The sequence below is a fragment of the Macrococcus animalis genome (assembly GCF_047425875.1).
GTDB classification, from domain to species: domain Bacteria; phylum Bacillota; class Bacilli; order Staphylococcales; family Staphylococcaceae; genus Macrococcoides; species Macrococcoides animalis.
The window spans coordinates 1,963,553-1,986,412 of record NZ_CP179727.1 but is presented as its reverse complement, the minus strand read 5'-3'; the positions used below and the strand labels follow the sequence as shown (position 1 = coordinate 1,986,412).

24 protein-coding genes are annotated in these 22,860 nt (G+C 32.8%); 10 read left to right on the top strand and 14 right to left on the bottom strand.

The window, feature by feature from the left end; translation table 11 throughout:
- Positions 1-15: 15 nt before the first annotated feature.
- Positions 16-513, top strand: coding sequence for a universal stress protein (locus ACMGE9_RS10505; protein ID WP_414042720.1), 498 nt, complete (start codon positions 16-18; stop codon positions 511-513).
- Between the two features lie 219 nt (positions 514-732).
- Here the strand turns inward: ACMGE9_RS10505 and ACMGE9_RS10500 are convergent, their stop codons facing one another.
- From ACMGE9_RS10500 to ACMGE9_RS10470, 7 genes are all read right to left on the bottom strand, one after another.
- A complete protein-coding gene (locus ACMGE9_RS10500) occupies positions 733-1,197 on the bottom strand; it encodes a hypothetical protein (protein WP_414042719.1) in 465 nt (154 codons plus the stop codon).
- Positions 1,198-1,303: 106 nt separating this feature from the next.
- Positions 1,304-2,503, bottom strand: a complete 1,200-nt coding sequence (locus tag ACMGE9_RS10495; RefSeq protein ID WP_414042718.1) for an acetate kinase — start codon at positions 2,501-2,503, stop codon at positions 1,304-1,306.
- A gap of 74 nt (positions 2,504-2,577) precedes the next feature.
- Positions 2,578-3,504, bottom strand: a complete 927-nt coding sequence (locus ACMGE9_RS10490) for a class I SAM-dependent methyltransferase (RefSeq protein WP_414042717.1) — start codon at positions 3,502-3,504, stop codon at positions 2,578-2,580.
- 63 nt (positions 3,505-3,567) lie between these two features.
- Positions 3,568-4,065 (bottom strand): thiol peroxidase, encoded by a 498-nt coding sequence (gene tpx / locus ACMGE9_RS10485; protein ID WP_414042716.1) that lies wholly within the window; start codon positions 4,063-4,065, stop codon positions 3,568-3,570.
- A gap of 76 nt (positions 4,066-4,141) precedes the next feature.
- The gene (locus tag ACMGE9_RS10480; RefSeq protein ID WP_414042715.1) at positions 4,142-4,732 is read right to left on the bottom strand and encodes an RDD family protein; all 591 of its coding nucleotides are present in this window, start codon (positions 4,730-4,732) and stop codon (positions 4,142-4,144) included.
- Between the two features lie 9 nt (positions 4,733-4,741).
- On the bottom strand, positions 4,742-5,752 hold the full coding sequence (gene sppA, locus ACMGE9_RS10475) for a signal peptide peptidase SppA (protein WP_414042714.1): 1,011 nt from the start codon (positions 5,750-5,752) through the stop codon (positions 4,742-4,744).
- A gap of 114 nt (positions 5,753-5,866) precedes the next feature.
- A complete protein-coding gene (locus ACMGE9_RS10470) occupies positions 5,867-6,631 on the bottom strand; it encodes a sulfite exporter TauE/SafE family protein (RefSeq protein ID WP_414042713.1) in 765 nt (254 codons plus the stop codon).
- Between the two features lie 74 nt (positions 6,632-6,705).
- On the opposite strand from ACMGE9_RS10470, the gene ACMGE9_RS10465 reads away from it, so the two are divergent.
- Positions 6,706-7,518, top strand: coding sequence for a TrmB family transcriptional regulator (locus tag ACMGE9_RS10465; RefSeq protein WP_414042712.1), 813 nt, complete (start codon positions 6,706-6,708; stop codon positions 7,516-7,518).
- A 24-nt stretch (positions 7,519-7,542) separates the two neighbouring features.
- Here ACMGE9_RS10465 and ACMGE9_RS10460 read toward each other — a convergent pair whose 3' ends face one another.
- From ACMGE9_RS10460 to ezrA, 4 genes are all read right to left on the bottom strand, one after another.
- A complete protein-coding gene (locus ACMGE9_RS10460) occupies positions 7,543-8,352 on the bottom strand; it encodes a glycerophosphodiester phosphodiesterase (RefSeq protein ID WP_414042711.1) in 810 nt (269 codons plus the stop codon).
- 12 nt (positions 8,353-8,364) lie between these two features.
- Positions 8,365-9,576 (bottom strand): tRNA uracil 4-sulfurtransferase ThiI, encoded by a 1,212-nt coding sequence (gene thiI / locus ACMGE9_RS10455; protein ID WP_414042710.1) that lies wholly within the window; start codon positions 9,574-9,576, stop codon positions 8,365-8,367.
- Complete coding sequence (locus ACMGE9_RS10450; protein ID WP_414042709.1) at positions 9,573-10,709, bottom strand: cysteine desulfurase family protein; 1,137 nt, start codon at positions 10,707-10,709, stop codon at positions 9,573-9,575. The genes thiI and ACMGE9_RS10450 overlap by 4 nt, the downstream gene beginning before the upstream one ends.
- Before the next feature lie 69 nt (positions 10,710-10,778).
- On the bottom strand, positions 10,779-12,479 hold the full coding sequence (gene ezrA, locus ACMGE9_RS10445; RefSeq protein ID WP_414042708.1) for a septation ring formation regulator EzrA: 1,701 nt from the start codon (positions 12,477-12,479) through the stop codon (positions 10,779-10,781).
- A gap of 137 nt (positions 12,480-12,616) precedes the next feature.
- Here ezrA and ACMGE9_RS10440 point away from each other — a divergent pair, with 137 nt between their 5' ends.
- The 5 genes from ACMGE9_RS10440 (at position 12,617) to serA (ending at position 17,382) form a co-directional block, all read left to right on the top strand.
- The gene (locus ACMGE9_RS10440; protein WP_414042707.1) at positions 12,617-13,093 is read left to right on the top strand and encodes a GAF domain-containing protein; all 477 of its coding nucleotides are present in this window, start codon (positions 12,617-12,619) and stop codon (positions 13,091-13,093) included.
- Positions 13,094-13,313: 220 nt separating this feature from the next.
- Complete coding sequence (rpsD, locus tag ACMGE9_RS10435; RefSeq protein WP_414042706.1) at positions 13,314-13,916, top strand: 30S ribosomal protein S4; 603 nt, start codon at positions 13,314-13,316, stop codon at positions 13,914-13,916.
- A gap of 140 nt (positions 13,917-14,056) precedes the next feature.
- The gene (locus ACMGE9_RS10430; RefSeq protein ID WP_414042705.1) at positions 14,057-14,521 is read left to right on the top strand and encodes an OsmC family protein; all 465 of its coding nucleotides are present in this window, start codon (positions 14,057-14,059) and stop codon (positions 14,519-14,521) included.
- A gap of 135 nt (positions 14,522-14,656) precedes the next feature.
- Positions 14,657-15,814, top strand: a complete 1,158-nt coding sequence (locus tag ACMGE9_RS10425; protein WP_414042704.1) for a pyridoxal-phosphate-dependent aminotransferase family protein — start codon at positions 14,657-14,659, stop codon at positions 15,812-15,814.
- Positions 15,802-17,382, top strand: a complete 1,581-nt coding sequence (gene serA / locus ACMGE9_RS10420; RefSeq protein ID WP_414042703.1) for a phosphoglycerate dehydrogenase — start codon at positions 15,802-15,804, stop codon at positions 17,380-17,382. Before ACMGE9_RS10425 ends, serA begins: the two co-directional genes overlap by 13 nt.
- A 59-nt stretch (positions 17,383-17,441) precedes the next feature.
- On the opposite strand, the gene ACMGE9_RS10415 is transcribed toward serA, so the two are convergent.
- Entirely contained in the window at positions 17,442-18,539 is a 1,098-nt protein-coding gene (locus ACMGE9_RS10415; RefSeq protein WP_414042702.1) for an HAD family hydrolase, read from the bottom strand.
- A gap of 141 nt (positions 18,540-18,680) precedes the next feature.
- Here ACMGE9_RS10415 and ACMGE9_RS10410 point away from each other — a divergent pair, with 141 nt between their 5' ends.
- On the top strand, positions 18,681-19,988 hold the full coding sequence (locus tag ACMGE9_RS10410; RefSeq protein WP_414042701.1) for a cation:dicarboxylate symporter family transporter: 1,308 nt from the start codon (positions 18,681-18,683) through the stop codon (positions 19,986-19,988).
- A gap of 66 nt (positions 19,989-20,054) precedes the next feature.
- Here the strand turns inward: ACMGE9_RS10410 and nagE are convergent, their stop codons facing one another.
- Positions 20,055-21,539 (bottom strand): N-acetylglucosamine-specific PTS transporter subunit IIBC, encoded by a 1,485-nt coding sequence (gene nagE, locus ACMGE9_RS10405; RefSeq protein ID WP_414042700.1) that lies wholly within the window; start codon positions 21,537-21,539, stop codon positions 20,055-20,057.
- 212 nt (positions 21,540-21,751) lie between these two features.
- On the opposite strand from nagE, the gene ACMGE9_RS10400 reads away from it, so the two are divergent.
- Positions 21,752-21,958, top strand: a complete 207-nt coding sequence (locus ACMGE9_RS10400) for a hypothetical protein (protein WP_414042699.1) — start codon at positions 21,752-21,754, stop codon at positions 21,956-21,958.
- A gap of 17 nt (positions 21,959-21,975) precedes the next feature.
- Here the strand turns inward: ACMGE9_RS10400 and ACMGE9_RS10395 are convergent, their stop codons facing one another.
- Positions 21,976-22,395 carry a DUF1801 domain-containing protein gene (locus ACMGE9_RS10395; RefSeq protein WP_414042698.1) on the bottom strand — a complete coding sequence of 140 codons (420 nt, stop codon included), beginning with the start codon at positions 22,393-22,395 and terminating at the stop codon, positions 21,976-21,978.
- A gap of 247 nt (positions 22,396-22,642) precedes the next feature.
- Here ACMGE9_RS10395 and ACMGE9_RS10390 point away from each other — a divergent pair, with 247 nt between their 5' ends.
- Positions 22,643-22,855 carry a hypothetical protein gene (locus tag ACMGE9_RS10390; protein WP_414042697.1) on the top strand — a complete coding sequence of 71 codons (213 nt, stop codon included), beginning with the start codon at positions 22,643-22,645 and terminating at the stop codon, positions 22,853-22,855.
- The last annotated feature ends 5 nt before the right edge of the window (positions 22,856-22,860 follow it).

Sequence of the window (22,860 nt, the reverse complement as noted above, 5' to 3'; positions counted from 1 at the left end):
ATTGGAGGGAATGTCATGTTAGTTTACAAAAATATTTTAATCGCAGTAGATGGTTCAAGCGAAGCAGAATGGGCATTTAATAAAGCTGTAGAAGTTGCGAAACGTAATGATGCGAAATTACATATTATTAATGTAATTGACACAAGAAGCTATGCAAGTGTTGAAGCTTATGATCGCTCAATTTCAGAACGCGCTACACAATTTGCAGAATCTCTACTTGAGGGATACAAGAAAGTTGCAGAATCACGTGGCGTTAATGCGGTGGAAACTTTAATAGAATATGGATCTCCAAAAACTATCATTCCTAAAAAAATCGCGCAAAAATTGCAGGCAGATTTAATTATGTGTGGATCTACTGGATTAAATGCCGTAGAACGTTTTATTATCGGTTCTGTATCTGAAGCGATTGTGCGACATGCAGAATGTGATGTATTAGTTGTAAGAACAGAAACATTGCCAGATAACTTCGAACCTGAAGTGGCAACTAAAGAATTTATGGATCAAAACAAATAATACTTTTGATGGCTTCGGAGGTGTAATTAATGGAATTCGCAATCATTATTGCATTAGCCACTTGCTTTTACGCTGTCTATCTAACTGAACACGAAAAAAAGAAAAAGTCATAACTTGATAAATCATAAATTAAAGCTGAAATGTCTGAAGACACTTCAGCTTTATTTTGTTGTTCATTATATTGCAAAAAACCATTTATGCATTTACTAATAACATTAATTATATACGCTTCATCAATGCCTCAGATAACGTATTTAGTTCATGGTTTCCTCTATATTGCGTCGCATTAATATCGATTACATCATGATTTGAGAATAATATTTTTAACTGTGACATAACTGAAAAAGATATTTCACTTGTGCCAAATGATTGTTTTTGTTGTTCAAATACAGGGTCTACTTTAATAATGTCTATCTTATTCACACTCTCTAAATTCACTTTCTTCTCTTGTGGCACAAAGACAAAATCATACAATTTATTCTCTGGAGTAAGTACTAATGTTTTTACTTCCTCACCCTTCATAAAAGAAAAAATTAAATCTTCTTGATTCAACTTATAATCAAATTTCTCAAGATGTTCTGCAATGCCAGATGATAACCCTTCGAATTGTCCATTATCTGCATAAATATCTTGATTTAATCCTGCAAAAAACATCAAGTTTTCACTTTTAATATCTTGATTCATTCTTACCATCCTCTCAAATATGTTTTCTTAATTATGTGTTTTATTGTGAAGAATAGCAAATAAAAAAGCACTTAGAACATTTCGTCCTAAGTACTTGAAATAATTATTATCCTAAATTCCCATATTCCATAACGTCACGAGCAATCATTACTTCTTCATCTGTAGGAATAACCATTACTTTTACGCGTGAATCATCTGTAGAAATAATTGCTTCTTTACCACGTAATCCATCATTCTTAGCTGGATCCACATTAACACCTAAGAATTCTAATTTCTCACATACTGCTGCACGGATTGTATCAGAATTTTCACCTACACCTGCCGTGAAGATGATTCCATCAACGCCGCCCATTACTGCTGCGTACGATCCAATATATTTTTGAACTCTATCCACATAAATGTCTAATGCTAATTGCGCACGACCTTCACCTTTTCCAGCGGCAATTTCAACATCACGTAAGTCACTAGAAATACCAGTAATACCTAAGACACCTGATTCTTTGTTATATACGTTTAATAATTCTTCTGCTGATTTGTGTAATTTCTCCATCAAGTATGGAATTGTCGCTACATCGATATCACCAGTACGTGTACCCATAGTGATACCTGCAAGTGGCGTGAAGCCCATTGATGTATCAACTGATTTACCATCTTTAACAGCTGTAATTGAACCACCGTTACCGATATGGCAAGAAATAATTTTTAGACCATCTTCAGGTTTCTTATCCATCATTTCAGCAGCACGTTTCGCAACATACTTATGACTTGTTCCATGTGCACCATATTTACGAACTTTATGCGCAGTATAATATTGGTATGGTAAGCTATATAAGAATGCTGATTCAGGCATAGTTGAATGGAATGATGTATCAAATACTGCAACATGTGGGATATTTGGTAACATTCTTCTAAACGCTTGAATTCCCATTAAGTTTGCTGCATTATGAAGCGGTGCTAATTCGATTAGTCGTCCAATCTTTTCTTCAACATCTCTGTCAACTAATGCTGATGTTGGAAATAAATCTCCACCTTGCACTACACGATGTCCTGTTCCATCTAATTCATCAACGCTTTCAATAACACCATAATGAATCATACGTTCTAACATCATATTAACAGCTTCTTCATGGTCTTTAATATCTAATGTGCGTGTACGTTTTTCGCCGTCCACTGTGATTGTAAAAATTGAATTTTTCATTCCAATACGTTCTACTAAACCTTTAGTTAAGACTTTTTCTGCTGGCATTTCGAATAATTGGAATTTTAAAGACGAGCTACCGGCATTGACTGCCATAATTTTCTTCATGAAAATCCTCCTAAAATATTATTAACACTCTTATTTAATCATTAATACAGCTTTTAATCAATAATAACACAGGACTAATTGTTACGATTTTCTGAATACCAATTTTGTAGATCATCTAAAAATGATTTCATTTTTCTTTCATCTTTAAAATCAGGAATATTTGCAAGTAAAACTTCTACTGGCTTAGATTCTGTGACTTTTTTATGTTCTAAAACAAGTAAGCTTTTACGTAAATTTTCAGATTTAAATAAATTAGTTGGAAAGTTTAAAAACGCTTGCATCACTGTTTCTGTAGCAATGAATCTTTGTAGCTGTTCTACATTATCTCCTTCAAAAAGCATACTTGGTACAATTAAGAAAGCGAGTCCTCCAGGTTTCAACGCATTGACTGCTTGTTCAATCAATAAATGATGACTAAAACTGTGTCCTTCTTGGAACCCTAGTTTCATCTCATGACTACGTTCATCCACTGGATAATATCCAATAGGGAAATCACCCACCGCTACATCGAAGTCCTTTTCTGGTAAAGGCATTATCGCATCTTGGGGGAAGACATCCATCGGAATTTCTAAAAAGTTCGCTAAGTGTACACTCAATCTTGATAATATAGGATCCACTTCAACAAGTACATGGTCAAATGTTGTTTCAGGATTTTGTTCATGAATAGTTGCTGATAAATGTCCAGTACCACTTGTTAAGTCAATCATTTTTATTGCTTTTGTATCTTGCATAAATAAACGAATAACGTAAGCCACTAAATATCCAATACTGTCTGGTGTCATTTGATGATTTGGCTGTATCATTTCTTCTTTTAACATACTTAAATAACTAAATTGAAAAGCTTTGCGACGATCAATTACTGTACTTCTTTCTAACATCTCTCGTTCATTCGTATAAATATCTTCTAAAGCTAATCCTAAATTTTCTATAAAGCTATGTCCATTCTCTTGTTGGAAGCTTTTCGCTTTGTCATCAATTGTTTTAAATAATTCTTCTATCATGTCTATTTCCTTTCAAATAAAAACTGCCCACTCGGGGCAGTAATTATTATACCTATATTATAATTAGATTGATTTTAAGGCTTCTACTGCTTTATCATAATCTGGGTGGTTCGTACCTTCAGATACAATTTCAGTGTAAACGACTTCGTTTACATCATTTAATACGAATACTGAACGCGCCAATAAACGTAATTCTTCCATTACAACACCATAATTTGTACCAAATGATAAATCTTTGTGGTCACTTAAAGTAACAACATTTTCTAAACCGTTTGCTGCACACCATTTCTTTTGAGCGAATGGTAAGTCCGCAGAAATTGTAATTACTACAGCATTATCAACACTACTCGCTTCTTCGTTGAATTTACGTGTTTGTTGTTCACATACACCAGTATCAATTGATGGAATTACAGAGATTAATTTCTTCTTTCCTTCAAAATCTGCTAAAGTTTTAAGGTTTAAATCTGTATCTAATACTGAAAAATCAGGTGCCGCTGTTCCTACAGTTACTTGCTCACCTAATAGTGTTACTGGATTATTTTTAAAAGTTACTTGAGTCATTTGTATTCCTCCTTAAGTGTCTTCACTTAATAATTTACCACGAAAGACACAATTTATGAAACCATACGCACTTTCACTAACGAATTCCTTCATTTATTATGAACTCTCTTACATGTGCCTTATCTTCCTTAACGACAAAAGTATCGCTTAGCATATCATGAACACCACGTTTTTTTGGATTGAATAACACAACTAAATAAAGTAATGACCAAAAGAAGTTGCTTATATATCGTCCAAATAATTCACGTGTAAATACTGTAGTTAACGATAACTTTTTCTCTTTTGTACTTAATACTTGTAACCCTAAAATCATCTTCCCTAACGTTGCTCTAAAGTAATACGTCATTAATATAAAATAACTAAAATATATGATGGCACTTAAAATATTCTCTACTGAAAATAATTTTATACCAAAATAAGTATCTTGTAATCCACCAAAGCCTACTATAGGGCCAATGATCAATCCTTTGATACAAGAAAGCAAGATTAAATCGATAACATATGCTAGAAAGCGCACACCGAAACCAGCATGGGTTAATGATAATATAGCATCTTCAAGTTCTCTTGTTCGAAATTCATTTTGACTAGGTCTTTCTTGTAAATATTGTGCATCTTGTATGGTTGAAGTGGGGTGCACAATATGATGTTTATTATGATAATCTGTCATCTTAATCACCTACTCTCCGTATAAATACATCGGTTCTAAACCTTGACGTTTAGACAGGATTTGTTGAACACGATCCACATCACTTTGACCCATCAACTGTTTTACGTAAGAATTTGCAGCAAATAAATCTTTTCCAAAGAAATTATCTTCTGTATTAAATTCTATAACTTTTGCATTTTTTGCTTTAAGTTCTTCTTTCATCGCTTTTAAGGCATCTTTTTCTAAGCCAATCTCATCGATTAATTTTAATTTTTTCGCTTGTAAACCTGAGTAAATACGACCATCTGCAATTTTCTTCACTTGTGCAGTATCCATTTTACGTCCTTCACTAATAACCTTTACAAAAGCATCGTAACTTTCATCTACGAAATCTTGTAAAATTTTGCGCTCTTCGTCATCCATTTCTTTTGTTGGACTCATAATATCTTTATGAGGACCACTTTTAATTGTATTGAATTTCACACCATATTTATCTGCTAATTCTTTGTAATTCATCGATTGCATAATGACACCCAATGAACCTGTAATTGTCTCACTAGAGGCATAAATTTTGTCTGCAGGTGCTGAAATATAATATCCACCAGATGCAGCCATATTTTTCATTGTTACATAAACTTTCTTACCTGATTGTTTAATCGCTTTAATTGCATCATGAATTTCAGCACTTTCATACACACCTCCACCAGGAGAATTTACGACTAACATTAGTCCTTTGATACTGTCATCTTCTTTAATCTTCTCTAATTCTTTTATTATTTGAGTATGATTGTAACCTCCTTCATTAAAGATACTAGGTGCTCCTGTATCTTGAATTACACCGTCAACTTCAATACGTGCTATTTGATTAGATGAATCAGTACCCTCTATTACTTTCGTATTCAATTCTTCTTTAGATGAACCAGCGGCTTCTTCAAATGTTTTTGAAAAGTCACTTGTAAACGTACTTGTAACCATACTAACTGATGTACCCAAAATAAATAAAACTGCCGCGATGATTATCGCAATGACTCTTTTACTCATGAGATTACCTCCAAATGTTTATTTAATTCATCTTTATCATAACAGATATTGTTTGATTACAAAGAGAATACAAGCTAATTTAAGGTAATTTTAAGGTTATAAAAAAAGAATACCTTATAGGTAATCCTTTAAATAATCATATATATTTTTACCAATTAATAAGACTGTTACACAAACAAATAGTACTTTCACATATGAGACACCTTTACGAATTGCAAATTGACTACCTACATAACTCCCAAATATCATCGCTGCACCCATACTTAAACCATAAGTATAATTCACTTGTCCTAATACTATAAATAATAATAATGCACCTAAGTTACTTGCGAAGTTTAACACCTTAGCATTTCCTGCTGCCCTTAAGAAATCAAATCCAATGATTAAGAAAACAAAAAGTAGGAAACTCCCCGTACCGCCTCCTAAAAAACCATCATAAAATCCAATTAATCCAATAACTATAATAAATAATAACAATTTTTTTGGAGTCAATTTTTTGTATGTGGAAATGTCACCCCACTCTTTTTTAAATAAAGTGTAAATTAATACAAGAGATAACATAATAATTGCTAGTGGCTTTAAATATTCTGGTGGTAATTTTGTGGCAACGAGTGCTCCGATAATTGACAATACGAATGATAAAGGAAATAACTTTAATACAATTTTAAAATCAACTTTACGTGAACGAATGAAAGATATGGCCGACGTAAAAGAACCGAACGAAGAAGCTAATTTATTTGTCCCAAGTGCAATTGAAGGTGGCATACCTGTAGCGAGTAATGCTGGTATACTGATTAAACCTCCACCACCAACAACCGAATCAATGAATGCCGCTAAAAACCCAAAAACAATTAATATCAATAATATTTGAATATCCAAGTTGAACTCCCCTTTAGTTACTACTATAATAGTAACTATAATCTATAATTATTTATTCGTAAAGAGGTGTTTTATTGGAAGCAGAAATTATTCAACAAATGATGCATTTAGGGCTCAGTAGCTATGAAGCGAAATGCTATTTAGCATGTATAAGATTAGGGAAAACGACAGGTTATCAAATTAGCAAAGTTTCCACTGTCCCACGCGCTCGTATATACGATACGCTTGATAAACTGATTGAAAAAGAAATAGTATCAAAAATCGATGAAGCAGAACAAGTCTATTATATTGCACTCCCGTATGAAACATTTATTGAACGAAAACGTCATGAATACGATGCAACAATGAATAATCTACAAACTAATTTAAACAATATTGATACTGTGACACCAGAAGATATTATTATTAAGACATATCAAAATAAGGACGATATCATTCTTAAAATTAAAGACATTATTCAAAATGCACACAATGCGATATATATTTCACTTTGGCCTGGCACACTTTGCAATATTGAAACAATTCTGAATGAAAATGATATTACGATTAAAGGAATAATATTCAGTGATAAACACGCATTAAATAATAAAAATAAAAATAACCAAATCTATATTCATAGACACACAAGTTATACCGAGTCCATTGAAAATAAACAATGGTTTATTATCATTAATGATCAAGGCGAAATGATTTATGGGAGTGATTTCAATATCAATACACAAGCCTATTACTCAATCGACCCACAACAAATTTATTTAATGCAAAATTTTATTTGGCATGACATACTTGTGAATCAGCTTGTAGAGAAGAATCCAGATGCTGATGAGTGGATAGAAATCAAGCGAGATGCTTTTTTTCTAAATAAAAGTGAACACAACAAGAGCTAGCGATATTTTCATTTATCGCTAGCTCTATTCATCTTCAAAAACTTCTCCATTGTCCAGGCGAAATTGCTTTCTTAATAAATCAGGATGATTCGTAAATGCGCCGTCGATACCTTCATTAATTAAGCATTCCATGTCTGCTTCATCATTAACTGTATACGGGAAAACTAGGAAACCAAGACGATGCAGACGCTCAATTAACCATTGATCTAAATCTTTATAATTCGGTCCAACAGCATATACAAATGCACTAATTTGCTTCAAATCTTCATCAGTCATTGCTCTTAACATGCCTTTTTGACATAAAAGCAATAATGGCATGTTTGATTTTAACTGATTCATTTTAATTAAACTTTCTAGACTAAATGATTGAATGACCGTTTGATAATTCGAAAGTCGTTCTTCTGACAATAAGTCAAATTCATCAAGAATCATCGTCAATCGTTCTTCCATCCCTGGATAAATATCGGGCGATTTTGTCTCAATATAATAGTTAGCTTTACCATAGCGTTTAAATACTTCTTTTAATGTTGGAACAGTTTGTTCTAAGTAATACTTTTGCGCAAGTTCAGGAAATTTATCATTGAACCATTGACCGATACGAATTTCCTTAATTTCCTCAAGTTTCATTTCTTTAATAATTCCTTGCGTTAGTCCTGTACGCTCTATCGTTTCATCATGCATTACAATAATTTCACCATCAAGCGTCATTTGTATATCTAATTCAATATAATCTGCGCGCATATCAAAATGACTTAAATCATAAGATGCATAACTATGTTCTGGCGCATATGCACTTGCCCCTCGGTGAGCAATAACAACATTTTTATCTAGCATTAAGGTACCCCCTTATAATAAATCTGAGAAGTCTGTATCACTCTTTTTATTATTTTTAGAAAGTGTTATTGTTTCTATACCCTCAATTGCCGTTTTTATCATCGCTTCAAAATCAACTTTTCCTTCAAAACTTTCAACTTTATCTAATCTTGGGTTTGTTTTCGGGTTCTTAGGCGTGAAGATTGTACAACAATCTTCAAACGGTAATATTGATGTTTCATATGTACCAATGTCTTTTGCTTTTTTTACAATTTCTTCTTTATCATACGTTAAGAGCGGACGCAAAATCGGTAAATTCGTCACTGCATTTATAGCATACATACTACCTAATGTTTGTGATGCTACTTGTCCTAAGTTCTCACCGTTGACGAGTGCTTTTGCATCAATTTGACGCGCAAACTGATCGGCAATACGCATCATCATGCGACGTGTTGATGTCATAGTCAAATTCTCTGGTACTGTTTTATGAATCATCTTTTGAATATCTGTAAAAGGTACTAGATGCAGTTTAATCTCGCCAGCTGTTTCTGCCATGATTTGCGTTAAATCAATGACCTTCTGCTTCGCTTCTTCGCTAGTAAAAGGTGGAGAGTGAAAATGAATTGCTTCAATTGTCACACCACGACGCATGACTTCAATTCCTGCTACAGGCGAATCAATACCACCTGAAAGCATTAAAAGCGTCTTGCCACCTGTGCCAACAGGTAATCCTCCTGCACCTTTAATGACACGTGAATACAGATAAGCAGCATCACGACGTATTTCTACTAATAATTTATAGTCAGGTTTTTTTACATTTACTGTTAAATACTCAATATTTGATAGTATTTCTTTACCTAAAATTTGTTGCAAATCAAACGTTTCATATTGGAAACTCTTATCAGAACGTTTCGCATCAACTTTAAATGTATTACCAGGCACATCAATTTCCTTTGCCAGAACAACTGCTGTTTCTTTGATGACTTCAATATCTTTATCGACTTTCACGACTGGGCTTACAGAGTGCACTCCGAATACTTTAGAAATACGATGCATAATTTCTTCTACATCAGCATCTTCTGTTACTTCTACATACATTCTATCGCGATTGGCTAATACTTTATATCCTTCTAATGGGATTAATGCATATTTAATGTTACTTTTTAATTGGTTAACAAACGTATTACGGTTTCCAGACTTCAAAGTCAACTCTCCGTATCGTACTAAAATGTGGTCAAATTTCATTGTATTAATAGCTCCTTCATTTCTTCATAGATCTCATCAAATGCTTTAACAAATGATTCGATATCAGTTTCAGTTGTATATTTATCGAATGAAATACGTACACTTCCTGTAATGGCGTCATCCGGTACATTCAGTGCTGTCAATGTTTCATTTAATTTAGCCCGCTTTGATGAACATGCACTTGTTGTAGATATCATAATACCACGTTTTGAGAAACTATTGACAATAACTTCTCCTTTCACTCCTATAAAAGCGATATTCACAATATGAGGCGCACCGTTTCCAACAGAATTGACACGGATACCTGGATATTGTTCGACTTTTGTTTCAATCATTCTCTTAAATTGTCTCATGCGCTCAATTATCACTCCTTGTTCATTTAGAGCAATGCGCATCGCTTTCGCCATTGAAACATCACTTGCAACATTAACCGTACCACTTCTAAAGCCATATTCTTGTCCACCACCAAACAACGTGTGTGTTACAGTGACAAGTTGGTCAAATACTAAAATCCCTTGACCTTTTAAACCATTAAATTTATGACCACTTAACACGAAGCTATCCATTAAGCTTGCATCGATTGGCAATTTACCAAATGATTGAACACAGTCTACATGGAAATGAATTTTTGGATAATCTTGAATTAAATCATGTATTTCTTTGATTGGTATAATTGCACCCATTACATTGTTGACATGCATTAAACATACCATGACGACATCTTGATTCAGCAATGATTTAAAGTGATTTAAATCAATAGTTGCATCCTCATTAAATTTTACATATTTAATATTAAATCCTTCGTCTTCTAATGCTCTTACTGTTTCTAGTACTGAAGGATGTTCAAGTTTAGATGTAATAATCGTCTTACCAAATTGTTTCTTACTACGTGCCATACCTGTAATTACTAAATTGTTTGACTCCGTAGCTCCACTTGTAAAAATTACAGATTGGTGTTTTAAACCTAATAGTTTTTTTATTTGATCACGTGCAGATTCTAATAATTTATTTGCTTCTAATCCTTTTCCATGAGGACTACTCGGGTTATAAAAGTAAGTAGTATTGACTGTATTAAAAGTATTTAGTACGTCTGAATCCGGCTTTGTTGTTGCACAATTGTCTAAATAGTTCATATATTCACCTCAATGAATAAAAGACTTGAATGAATTCAAGTCTTTTACTTCTTATCATATTATTTCAAATTAATGTCTTTGATTTATTACACTTGCTTCGATTTTTTCAGTAACACCGGGTTCAACGCGTTCAATTGCAGCTTCAGCAATCTCAACAGCACGTTTATAGCGATTATTACTAAACAAACGCTCCGCTTCATTTAGGTCTTTATTAATATCTGATCTTTCTTTTCTATATCGATTACCATATTGAATTAATTTTTCAGCATATTTTGCATTCTCTAATACATCAACGGCTTCTGCTTCAAATGTATTCATGGTGATTAATGCCTTATTTACTTTATCACGTACATGCGTCACATTCATAGGACGTTTATTAAATAATTGATGTACTTCACGTGTTTCAATATCAATTTCATTTTTCATAATGATAAAGCGTTCTGGAACACTTGATAAGTTTGATGCCAAAAGTCTTCTGTATATTTCTTCTTTCTTCGCTTGAATCTTTAATATGTTCTTTTGAGCTTCTTGTTCATCTTCACGTAAATTCGTTAAATGTTGCTGAATTTTATCTTGATTTTCGTTAATCACTTTAACATGCTCATCTATATACTTCAAATTATCTTCGACTTCTGTATAACGTACACTCGATTTTGCTGTTTCAGTTAAGATTTCGTCATATACATTCACTAAACTTTGAATTTCATTATCATATTGACGTACTTTTTGAACATCTTCTTCATTAATATAATAGCTTTCTTTTACATACTCGATTTCAGTGCGTAAAGTATAGTTCATATCTTTTGCATGGAATAATTGATCTGTAATGCTTTCTTTCGTTGTCTCTACATTATTTTTTGCTTTTACTTCATACTCAATCAGCTCTAGCATTTCATCAATCGAATCATTAATCTCACCGATAATACCTTCTGCTTCATCTAATTGAAGTCTAGCAATCAATGGTTCAACTAAGTTTAGCTTTCCTTTTAAAGTTTGGAGATTACCATCTACTTTAACGTGTTCTAAATTATAACCTTCTATCTTTAAATCACGACATCCGAAACGAATATCTTGAAATTGACCTGGTAATTCTTTTTGAACATCACGAATCAGTAAAGGAATATCGTCCATATCTTCTTTTAATCGAGTCATTTCACTATGTAATGCATCAATATGTTCATGCGCATCATCATAGTTTCCTTCGCTAATTAAATTATCATATACTTCAATTTTAGGTGAATATGTCTCTATTTGTTCTTCAAGCGGATCAGCAGCCTCTCCAAATTGATGGCGATTTGCTAATACATCACGTTTCGCTTCTCGATAAATAATTTTACATTCATCATATTTTCTTTCGTCTTCTTTAGTAGATGATAAGTATTGATTAATATCCTCAGTAAAATGTTTATATTTTTTCTCTATTTGATCGAGTAAATGATTACTTTCTGCAATTTTTTCCTCGCTGTCTTTAAACTTAAACTTATCTAGAGCTTCATCAGCATCGTTAATCGTAAGCTCACATGCTTTAATATCTTCATTTAATACCGTTTGCCATTCTTTTTTCCATTTTTCAAAACGGTTATTTGCTTGACCCGATAAGTTTAAAGCTTTCACTTTAACAAGCTCATCTTGAAACGGTAAATTTTTAATTTCGTTTTTTCTTGTTTCAACTTGCTCTACATTAATTCTCTTTTGATTTCTTAAATAAAACATAATACCAACAATAATTAGTATTAATACGATTACTCCAACTATGGCATATATCATCAATTTTCATTCCTTCCAAAGTACTCTTACCTATTATAACGTAAATAATCTTTTACAAAAACAATTAATTGTGAAAAGTTCTTAAATTAGATACACTATTTAAACCTATAGAAATTGATTATACCAAAAGGAGCGATATTATGTTTGAAATTAACCAAATAAATGACTATAAAACACTACATCAAATGCTTGATGCCTTACTAGATGGTGAGGAAGATATCGTCAGCCACTTAGCGAATGCAAGTGCACTACTCAATGAGTTCATGACGGATGTCAACTGGGTCGGTTTTTATACGATGAAGAATGCGCATTTACAACTAGGACCTTTCCAAGGTAAACCCGCATGTGTAACAATTCCTGTCGGAAAAGGTGTTTGTGGAACAGCAGTAAGTGAGCGCAAAACAATGCGTATTGAAGACGTAAATGCTTTTCCTGGTCATATAGCTTGTGATGCTGCGAGTCAATCTGAAATAGTTGTACCAATTATTATAAATGGCGACGTATTTGGCGTGTTAGATATTGACGCCCCAATTAAAAATCGCTTTGACTCTGAAGATCAAGCTGGATTAGAAACTTTTGTTAAAGTGCTTGAAAAGCATATCATTAGATTAGTGTAATTTGTTGTTGACAAATATAATCAGCGTGATATAATAACATCTATGTGAATAAACGAAGATAGCAGATAAATATTAAGACGCTCTATGATGTCCCCTATGTTGGCGTGTTGCGTAACCGAAGCTATAAGGCGAAGGCACGGAATGACATTATATCGTTCTTTAGCATTTATCACGTTTTTGTTTTTTACATAAAAAACAAAATAAGAGGAGGAGTCACATTATGGCTCGTTTTACAGGTTCAACTTGGAAAAAATCTCGTCGTTTAGGTATCTCTTTAAGCGGCACTGGTAAAGAATTAGAAAGACGCCCTTATGCACCAGGACAACACGGTCCTAACCAACGTAAAAAATTATCTGAATATGGTTTACAATTACAAGAGAAACAAAAATTACGTTACATGTACGGAATCAATGAACGTCAATTCCGCACAATCTTTGACCGTGCTGGTAAAATGAAAGGTATTCACGGTGCTAACTTCATGGCATTACTTGCTTCTCGTTTAGATGCAGTAGTATACCAATTAGGTTTAGCGCGTACTCGTCGTCAAGCTCGTCAATTAGTAAACCACGGTCACATCATGGTAGATGGCGCTCGCGTAGACATCCCATCATACCAATTAAAACCTGGTCAAGTAATTTCAGTTCGTGAAAAATCACAAAAATTAAACATCATCGTTGAATCAGTTGAATTATCTAACCATGTTCCTGAATACTTAACGTTCGATGCTGAAAAAATAGAAGGTACATTCGTACGCGTTCCAGAACGTAGTGAATTATCAGCTGAAATTAATGAACAATTAATCGTTGAGTACTACTCTCGTTAATAAGTTCAACCAAAAACATCAATCATTCGATTGGTGTTTTTTTTTGAATTTTCACTTCTCAATCATTTTATAGATTGATATATTACTGTTTCCAGTATAATGAATATAAATTTAAATATATTTAGGAGATGAATATTAATATGAAACACACATTTAAGTGCACAGCGAAATTTAAAGGTGGTTATAACGGGGTTGGAACGATAGAAAATAAACATTTAAAATCTCAAATTTCAATTCCTGTAGAAATGAACGGCCCTGATATCGGTACAAATCCGGATGAAATGTTATTATCAGCTGCTGTCACTTGTTTTACGATTACGATGAGTTCTTATTTCGAGAAGAATAAAATATATACAGAAGTGGACTATGTTGACGCAATAGCTACTATTTCGGTTGAAAAAGGTTTACAGACGTTTGAAAGTATAACATATGAGGTTTACTTATCTACACAAAATATAACTATAGATGAAATCGACTTAAGTAAACTACTAAGACTTATTAATAAAGCAGAAAAAAGTTGCATGATAACACGTGCAATTCAAGGCAATGTATCTGTTCAAATTAATGCTATTTATTTGAATAACATGGTAATATCGTCACATTAAATTCCAAAACAATAATTTTAATACAATAAATTATATAGATTTTCATAAAATTCACCTTAAATTCACTAATCGCTATTCCACTCTAGAAAGACATCTGTTAAACTAGTGACAACATTTGAAATGAGGTGGTCAAAGATGTACTTAAATCAACCCGTTCTACTCTCTCCCGGTCCAACACCTATTCCTGATATCGTTAATCATTATTTAACTTTACCAATGATTGGTCATCGTACAGAATCTTTCCAAAAAATTCTGCATGATGTCAGTAAAGGTTTGGCACCCATATTTGGTACTGATCAACCTGTTGTAATATTGGCAGGAAGTGGAACAAGTGCTTTAGAAACTGCAATGGTCAATACGGTCGATAAAGATGATCATATTGTTGTCATTGTAAGTGGTGCTTTTGGTAACCGCTTTAAGAAAATTGCCGAAGCATATCATTATCACCTCCATGTATTTGAAATTGAATGGGGTAAAGCTTTAAATATGACTGCTTTTATGTCTTTTTATAATCAATTAACTCAGCCCATTAAAGCTGTTTTTACACAACTATGTGAGACTTCTACCACTGTCATTCACCCTATTGAACAAATAGGTCATTATATCAAATCAATAGATGATAATGTACTGTTTGTGGTAGATGGCGTTAGCATAATTGGTGCATATGATATGGATATGAGCAGAGATAAAGTAGATATTCTTGTAGCAGGTAGCCAAAAAGCTCTTATGTTACCTGCAGGGATGGGATTTGTAGCATATACGGCTGAAAGCAGAAAGAAAATAGCTTCAAGCAAATCAGACAAATTCTATTTTAATCTATCTTTATATATTAATAAATTATTCGATGATACTACACCATTCACACCTCCAATCGGACTTATACAAAGTATTCGAGGCATGTTAGAAATAGTAGAATCAGAAGGATTCGAAAATACAGTGAAACGTCACTATGCTTGTCGTGACGGATTAAGAAGTGCATTAAAAGCATTAGATATCCCACTCTTCGTAGATGATAAAGATGCATCTCCAACAGTTACAGCTATCGTGCCTATCCAAACAGAGATTAATATAATTAAGTCTCGACTTCTTTCAGACTTTAATATAACCATTGCAGGTGGACAAGCTCATTTAAAAGGAAAAATATTACGTATCGGCCATATGGGTTACGTTACACCCTTTGATATGTTGAAAGTTATCAGTGCTTTAGAAATCATATTGTCAGACATAAGAGGGAAATCTTATTTAGGTAAGGGATTAACAGCATTCCAGGAGGTTATTTCATGTATAAAATAGCTGTATTAGATGAAATCAGTGATACGGGGTTGAATGCATTAATAGAACATCCGGATTTTGTTGTAGATATACATCACAATAAGTCTGAACAAGAATTAATAGAAGTATTAAAGCACTATGATGGTGCATTACTTAGAAGTGCAACAACACTTTCGGCACCAATTATTGAAAATAGTTCACTAAAAGTAATCGCACGTGCAGGTGTTGGAGTCGACAATATCGATATTGATGCAGCAACTAAAAGAGGTATTATTGTCATAAATGCACCAGATGGCAATACCATCTCAGCAACTGAACACACTGTCGCAATGATTCTATCACTTGTTAGAAATATTCCTCAAGCACATTATGATTTACAAAATGATGAATGGAATAGAAAAAAATATCAAGGATTAGAGTTACAAAATAAAACACTGGGTATCATAGGCTTTGGTCGAATTGGCCAAGGTGTTGCAAAACGTTTACAAAGTTTTGGTATGAAAGTATTAGCTTATGATCCATTTTTAACGAATGATAAAGCGCAAGGTTTGGAAGTCACAAATGCTACAGTAGAAGAAATTCGTGATAATGCAGATGTGATAACGGTCCATACGCCTTTAACAGATAAAACAAAGGGTATGATAAATGCTAATTTCTTTAAACAAGCAAAAGATAATCTCCTTATTGTTAACGTTGCACGTGGTGGTATTATCGTAGAAGCTGATTTAATTAATGCATTGGATGAAAATGAAATTCGAGGAGCTGCCTTAGATGTCTTTGACATAGAGCCTCCATTACACCAACCTATCATTCATCATCCTAAAATTGTTGTCACACCACACCTTGGTGCATCTACTATAGAAGCTCAAGAAAAAGTTGCTATTTCTGTAGCCGAAGAAGTTATCGAAATTTTTACGCAACAAAATGTCACACATGCAATTAATGCACCCGTCATGACACAAAAAATCACAAAAGAAGCTGCGCCATTTATAGAAGTAGCCGAATTAGCAGGAAAAGTAGCAACAATCCTATTTAATGATGGCCCAAGTAAGATTCTATTAAAATATAATGGTGAACTTGCGCTAGATGACACCTCTTTATTAACACGTACGATTGTCATGCATATACTGAAAAATAAATTAATGGAAAACGTCAACATTATTAATGCATTATATTTACTTAATGAACAACATGTAGTTTATCAAATCGAAAAAAATAAAGATGCAGATCATTTTACAAATTATTTAGAAATCACACTAGAAAATGATAATAATAAAGTGACAATCGGCGCAACAGTTCTTAAAAGTTATGGGCCAAGAATTGTTAAAATAAACAGTTATCCTGTAGACTTCAAACCTGAAGCACATAATCTTTACATTGAACATATCGATCAACCGGGTGTTATCGGTAAAACAGGAAAAGTATTAGGTGAATTCAATATCAATATTGGTTCAATGCAACTAGGCCGTCATGATAAAGGTGGACAAGCTATTATGACTTTAACTGTCGATAGCGAAGTAAATGAAGATGTTATCACCGCATTAAAGTCAATTGAAGGATTTATTCAAGTAAAAAATATTGAGTTATAACAAAAATAGGCCAATCATTCGTTAATGATTGGCCTATTTTTGTTGCTCTACTTATATTATTATAAAATTTTGTCTAAATCTAAAATATCATCGATTATATAATCCGCCTGCAAGTCTTCAAAAGTAGAACGTTCAGACTGCCCTTTCACACCTGTTAAAGTTGCAACAAATGTTGCGCCAATAGCTTTGGCACAATAATAGTCGGCTAAAGAATCTCCCACTATTATAAACTCTGATTTTTCTACACATTCCCCATTAATATAATCTAAATAATGAGATGGATTATTGCCATGATAACTAGCTAAATAACAGAATGGATGTGGTTTGCCAAGTGGTCGATGTTCAGGGAACATTCGCTCAGCATCTAATACTTCTGATGCCGTTACAATTTTATTTTCGTCAAAATATGATAGTAAATCAAACGATTCAAAAGGCACTAGTGTTTCTATTCTTGGACGACCTGTAGCAATACCAATAATATACCCTTTTTCTTTAATTCGATCGAGGACTTTTTTTATTTTATCAGCAGGTTGTATAATTACCTCATTTTTCAAATAACCTGGTTTTCCCTTTAATAAACTTTCTTTTCCAGAAGTCTCAAAATGATATGCCTCACCTAAATACCATTCTTGATAAACATTTTGAGATATATTCCATAATGAACTCTTTAATTGGAAACTTTCAACAGCATCTGTCTGTAATTCCTCACTCGCATATGTAACCAAATGATCATAGACTTCCAATTTACCACTAGGTACATTTGAGATGAACGAAAGAGGTAACTCATAATTAATTAATTCATCTGAAAACTTTGCTTCTTGTAACCATTTCAAATCAATATGATTAAAGTCATTATTAAATTGACTTCTGTTTCGTTTTATTAACTCTATCAAATGTATACTAAAAATGATAAATAGCATATCCCAGTTAGAATTGAGCCCTTTATCTTTAAGTTTTCTCAGAATATTATCTTTATATAATATTTTTCTACGAATTGAGGCTATTTCTTCATCTGTCAATAATACTGAAATATCATCACCAGATAAATCAAGATAATGTTTACCATATAGTAATTCAAATACAGTGATAGCGGTTACATCGAAACACCTTTCTTCACTTAAAAATACACCATCTACATCAAAAATAATTTGTTTCATTTTATATCACCTCTAAATAATAATGATATTATTATAACATAATAACTACAGAATTTTCAGACATTTGTACAAAATAAAAATTGACATCTTTCATTTTTAAAACTAAAATAATCAAGTACGGAAGAAAAGAGGGATGAAAAAATGAGTTCAGTTACAGAGATAAAAAAACCTAAAAAGAAATTGATAAGCTTACCTATGCAGATATTACTCGCACTTGTTCTAGGTGTCGTGGTTGGTGCAATGCTAAATGGTAAAACAGAGTATGTTAACTACTTTCAGCCATTAGGAGATATCTTCTTACATTTAATTAAAATGATTGTTGTACCGATTGTTTTCTGTTCTCTAGTTATATCTATTGCAGGTACTGGAGATATGAAAACAGTAGGACGTTACGGATGGAAAACACTACTTTACTTCGAAGTTATTACAACAATTGCAATTGGACTAGGTATTATTTTTGCTAATGTCTTCAAACCAGGTTCAGGTATTGATAAAAACCTACTCCCAAAAGGTGACGTTACGAAATATGCAGCGAATGCAGAAGCAGCTGCAGAATCTACTTATGGTAATCATATGATAGATACAATCGTCAATATTATTCCAACGAATATTATTGATTCAATGGCGCAAGGCCAGCTATTACCAGTAATCTTCTTCTCAGTATTCTTTGGATTAGGATTAGCTGCAATTGGTAAAAAAGGAGAGCCCGTTAAAGCATTTTTCGACGGCTTCTTAGATGTTATCTTCTGGATGACAAACCAAATCATGAAATATGCGCCAATCGGTGTATTTGCGTTTATGGCAGTTACAATCATTAACTTAGGGTTAGGTGCATTAATTCCACTTGGAAAGTTAGCACTTGTAGTTGCTGGATCTATGGTATTTTTCATAATAGTTGTTCTTGGAGGCGTAGCTGCGCTATGTAAAATCAACATCTTCCACCTACTTGTTATCTTAAAAGAAGAATTAATCTTAGCTTTCTCTACTTCAAGTTCTGAAACAGTATTACCAAAGATTATGGAAAAAATGGAGAAATTCGGTGCACCAAAGGAAATCGTTTCCTTCGTAGTACCAACAGGTTATACTTTTAATTTAGACGGATCAGCATTATACCAATCTATTGCAGCACTGACGATTGCGCAAATGTATGGTGTACACCTTTCAGTGATGGAACAATTAATACTATTACTGACGTTAATGTTGACTTCTAAAGGGATGGCTGCCGTACCAGGCACTTCAATTGTCGTGTTAATTACAACACTTACAGCAATGAACATTCACCCTGAAGGATTAGCATTAATTATTGGTATAGACCGTATTCTCGACATGATGCGAACAGTGGTTAATGTTGTAGGTAACTCATTATCAACATTAGTTATCGCACGATGGGAAAACCGACTGGATTATGAAAAAGGTCGTAAATATTACGAAACATTTAAAAAGAAATAAGAAGCATACCGCTCACTTGAGCGGTATTTTTATGTAAAAAAAGAGACCTTGAAGGTCTCTTTGATCTTATAAGTATTTATCTACAACATCAGCAACTTGTTGAACATGTGTCCCAATAATGACTTGAGCGTTCTTACGTCCTACTTTCATTACACCAGTTGCACCTGCACGTTTAATTATAGACTCATCTACTAATGAATTATCCTTTAATTCAAAACGTAAACGTGTTGCACAGTTTGTTACTGTTTCAATATTCTCTTTACCACCCACACCAGCAATGACTGATTGAGCTAGTGAATCATATTTACTAGGTTGGATAATGTTATCATTCTTTTCTGTAGTAGTATGACCCATATCTTCGTTTTCTTGCGCAATCATTTTTGCAATATCTTCATCAGATTCACGCCCTGGTGTTTTAATATCTTGTAATTTAATTACAGCTCTAAAGATGACGTAATATAAAACGAAATATACTAAACCTAATGCCAACAACATCAATGGATGATTCGCATTTGGGTTCCTAGTAGATAATAAGAAATCTATTGCTCCAGCACTAAATCCAAAGCCTGCTGTCCAATGGAAAGTTGCTGCAATAAACATTGAGATACCTGTTAATACAGCGTGAATTAAATATAAACTAGGTGCAATAAATAAGAACAAGAATTCTACTGGTTCTGTTACACCAGTGATAAATGCTGCTACTGCACCTGCTAAGAATATACCTGCAACGGCTTTTTTACGCTCTGATTTAGCTGAATGATACATAGCTAATGCAGCACCAGGTATACCGAACATCATTACAGGGAAGAAACCAGCTTGATACATACCTGTTACACCCTTCACTGCATCTTTACTTTGAAACTTACCAATGTCATTGATACCTGCTACATCAAACCAAAATACTGCATTTAATGCATGATGTAATCCAGTTGGTATCAATAACCTGTTAAAGAATCCAAATAGACCAGCACCAACAGCCCCTAATCCAATCATCCACTCCCCGAATGAAACAAGTAAACCAAAGAAGAATGGCCAAACAAATAGTAAGATAACAGATAAAATCATAGCAAATACTGAAGTTAAAATTGGTACTAATCGTCTACCACTAAAAAATGCGAATGCAGTTGGTAATTCAGTTTGGTGGAATTTATTAAATGTCCAAGATGAAATAAATCCAACGAGTAAACCTATAAAAACGTTGTTAATTTTTCCAAAACTCATATCAACTTTTTCAAGTTTGATATGCAATAAGTTGGCTACTGAATCTTGAGATAACACTGTAGTTACGACTAAAAATCCAACAACAGCTGCTAAAGCTACCGCACCATCCCTTGATTTAGACATACCAAGTGCCACACCAATAGCAAATAATAAACCTAAATTATCAAGTATTGCGCCACCAGATTTAATTAAGAATCCTGCAACAGGATTATTCACCCCCCATCCTGTTGGATCAATCCAGTATCCAATACCAAGTAATAAAGCCGCTGCTGGTAATACAGCTACTGGTAACATTAAACTTCTACCTAATCTTTGTAAGAATGAATACATCTCCTTACCTCCTATGAAATTTATTTTTACTTTGCACCTTATTTTATTATTTAAATACATCGATTACAATACATTTTTTAATGTTATTTGTATATAAATTGTGTACAAATTATAGGTTTTATGCGATAATGATATGTATTCTTTAGACAAAGACTTTATATTACATAATGTATCAGATATAATAAAATAAAAACTTAGTTAAGGGTGATTGAATGAAACGTCTTCCATATCTATTTAAAGGTAGATTAACTGCTTATCAAATATCTACAGCCACAGATATTGATATCGAAATTATTGAATCACTGTTTTCAGATGAACAGAAAATCGAATCTTTAGATGAAGAAACTTATATAATCTTAAGTAATTTGGAACAGAGCCTGTTTCCAAATGAAATTAAAAATAATGAAACAAGTGCATAACTTGATTCATTATTTTTTTAATCTTTATTATATTGATTCAATAAATATGTCATTGAATCAACAATCAATTGTTTTAATACTTTAATATCAATTTGTTCTAAATCACTAATATAAACGCACGTTTTACCTAATGTATGTTTACCTAAACCCTTTAAATATCGATCGCGATTGATATTATCTGGTGCGAAATATAAACTGATTTTACTCTTTTTCATCCCAAAGGCTATTAACGGAGCATCACCTTCAATTAGGTCATTCAATTTATAATGGTACTTTCCAAAACCAATCATATTCGGTCCCCACATTTTACCAATATACCCTGAAGTTTCTTCAAAGATATCAAGCAACATTATACACTCTTTTCTTTTTTTCTCATCATCAATTCCATCAATAAAATCTATAACCGAATCTTCTTTTTTAAGCCTGTGTATTTTCATGATGCACCCCCATGCTATTTTTATAAATTATACTATATATTCTGAATATTTAATATATTGAATTATCAAAAATTACTTTTTATTTTATAATGTAAAATCAGTTAACATATCAATATCTTCAAATTATATTGTGTAGGTTTAAAACGCATAACGAAATAAAATTTTATTCTTTGATTATAGTTTAAATGATGATAGATACGGGAATTAGATTAACAAGTAAATAATAATTGGGAGTAGGTGAAGACTGATGAGTATTATAGTACTGAAAACGTCTTATCCTTACACATCTAAAGAAGAAACAGAATATAAATTAATTCAAACTGAAGTTGAAAAAATAACTTACATCAATAAAATAAAAGAAAAGACAAAAGCAATTGCTGTTCAAACGAATCAACCTCAAATCATTAAACTTGAATTTATTTATCCAGAGGATAAAGAAACGTATCTATACAAAACATAAAAAAA

Excerpts from the sequence above, each read along its gene's own strand:
- ACMGE9_RS10505 (WP_414042720.1), top strand. The coding sequence starts at position 16 with ATGTTAGTTTACAAAAATATTTTAATCGCAGTAGATGGTTCAAGCGAA.
- ACMGE9_RS10500 (WP_414042719.1), bottom strand. The coding sequence starts at position 1,197 with ATGAATCAAGATATTAAAAGTGAAAACTTGATGTTTTTTGCAGGATTA.
- ACMGE9_RS10495 (WP_414042718.1), bottom strand. The coding sequence starts at position 2,503 with ATGAAGAAAATTATGGCAGTCAATGCCGGTAGCTCGTCTTTAAAATTC.
- ACMGE9_RS10490 (WP_414042717.1), bottom strand. The coding sequence starts at position 3,504 with ATGATAGAAGAATTATTTAAAACAATTGATGACAAAGCGAAAAGCTTC.
- tpx (WP_414042716.1), bottom strand. The coding sequence starts at position 4,065 with ATGACTCAAGTAACTTTTAAAAATAATCCAGTAACACTATTAGGTGAG.
- ACMGE9_RS10480 (WP_414042715.1), bottom strand. The coding sequence starts at position 4,732 with ATGACAGATTATCATAATAAACATCATATTGTGCACCCCACTTCAACC.
- sppA (WP_414042714.1), bottom strand. The coding sequence starts at position 5,752 with ATGAGTAAAAGAGTCATTGCGATAATCATCGCGGCAGTTTTATTTATT.
- ACMGE9_RS10460 (WP_414042711.1), bottom strand. The coding sequence starts at position 8,352 with ATGCTAGATAAAAATGTTGTTATTGCTCACCGAGGGGCAAGTGCATAT.
- thiI (WP_414042710.1), bottom strand. The coding sequence starts at position 9,576 with ATGAAATTTGACCACATTTTAGTACGATACGGAGAGTTGACTTTGAAG.
- ACMGE9_RS10450 (WP_414042709.1), bottom strand. The coding sequence starts at position 10,709 with ATGAACTATTTAGACAATTGTGCAACAACAAAGCCGGATTCAGACGTA.
- ACMGE9_RS10440 (WP_414042707.1), top strand. The coding sequence starts at position 12,617 with ATGTTTGAAATTAACCAAATAAATGACTATAAAACACTACATCAAATG.
- rpsD (WP_414042706.1), top strand. The coding sequence starts at position 13,314 with ATGGCTCGTTTTACAGGTTCAACTTGGAAAAAATCTCGTCGTTTAGGT.
- ACMGE9_RS10430 (WP_414042705.1), top strand. The coding sequence starts at position 14,057 with ATGAAACACACATTTAAGTGCACAGCGAAATTTAAAGGTGGTTATAAC.
- ACMGE9_RS10425 (WP_414042704.1), top strand. The coding sequence starts at position 14,657 with ATGTACTTAAATCAACCCGTTCTACTCTCTCCCGGTCCAACACCTATT.
- serA (WP_414042703.1), top strand. The coding sequence starts at position 15,802 with ATGTATAAAATAGCTGTATTAGATGAAATCAGTGATACGGGGTTGAAT.
- ACMGE9_RS10415 (WP_414042702.1), bottom strand. The coding sequence starts at position 18,539 with ATGAAACAAATTATTTTTGATGTAGATGGTGTATTTTTAAGTGAAGAA.
- ACMGE9_RS10410 (WP_414042701.1), top strand. The coding sequence starts at position 18,681 with ATGAGTTCAGTTACAGAGATAAAAAAACCTAAAAAGAAATTGATAAGC.
- nagE (WP_414042700.1), bottom strand. The coding sequence starts at position 21,539 with ATGTATTCATTCTTACAAAGATTAGGTAGAAGTTTAATGTTACCAGTA.
- ACMGE9_RS10400 (WP_414042699.1), top strand. The coding sequence starts at position 21,752 with ATGAAACGTCTTCCATATCTATTTAAAGGTAGATTAACTGCTTATCAA.
- ACMGE9_RS10395 (WP_414042698.1), bottom strand. The coding sequence starts at position 22,395 with ATGAAAATACACAGGCTTAAAAAAGAAGATTCGGTTATAGATTTTATT.
- ACMGE9_RS10390 (WP_414042697.1), top strand. The coding sequence starts at position 22,643 with ATGAGTATTATAGTACTGAAAACGTCTTATCCTTACACATCTAAAGAA.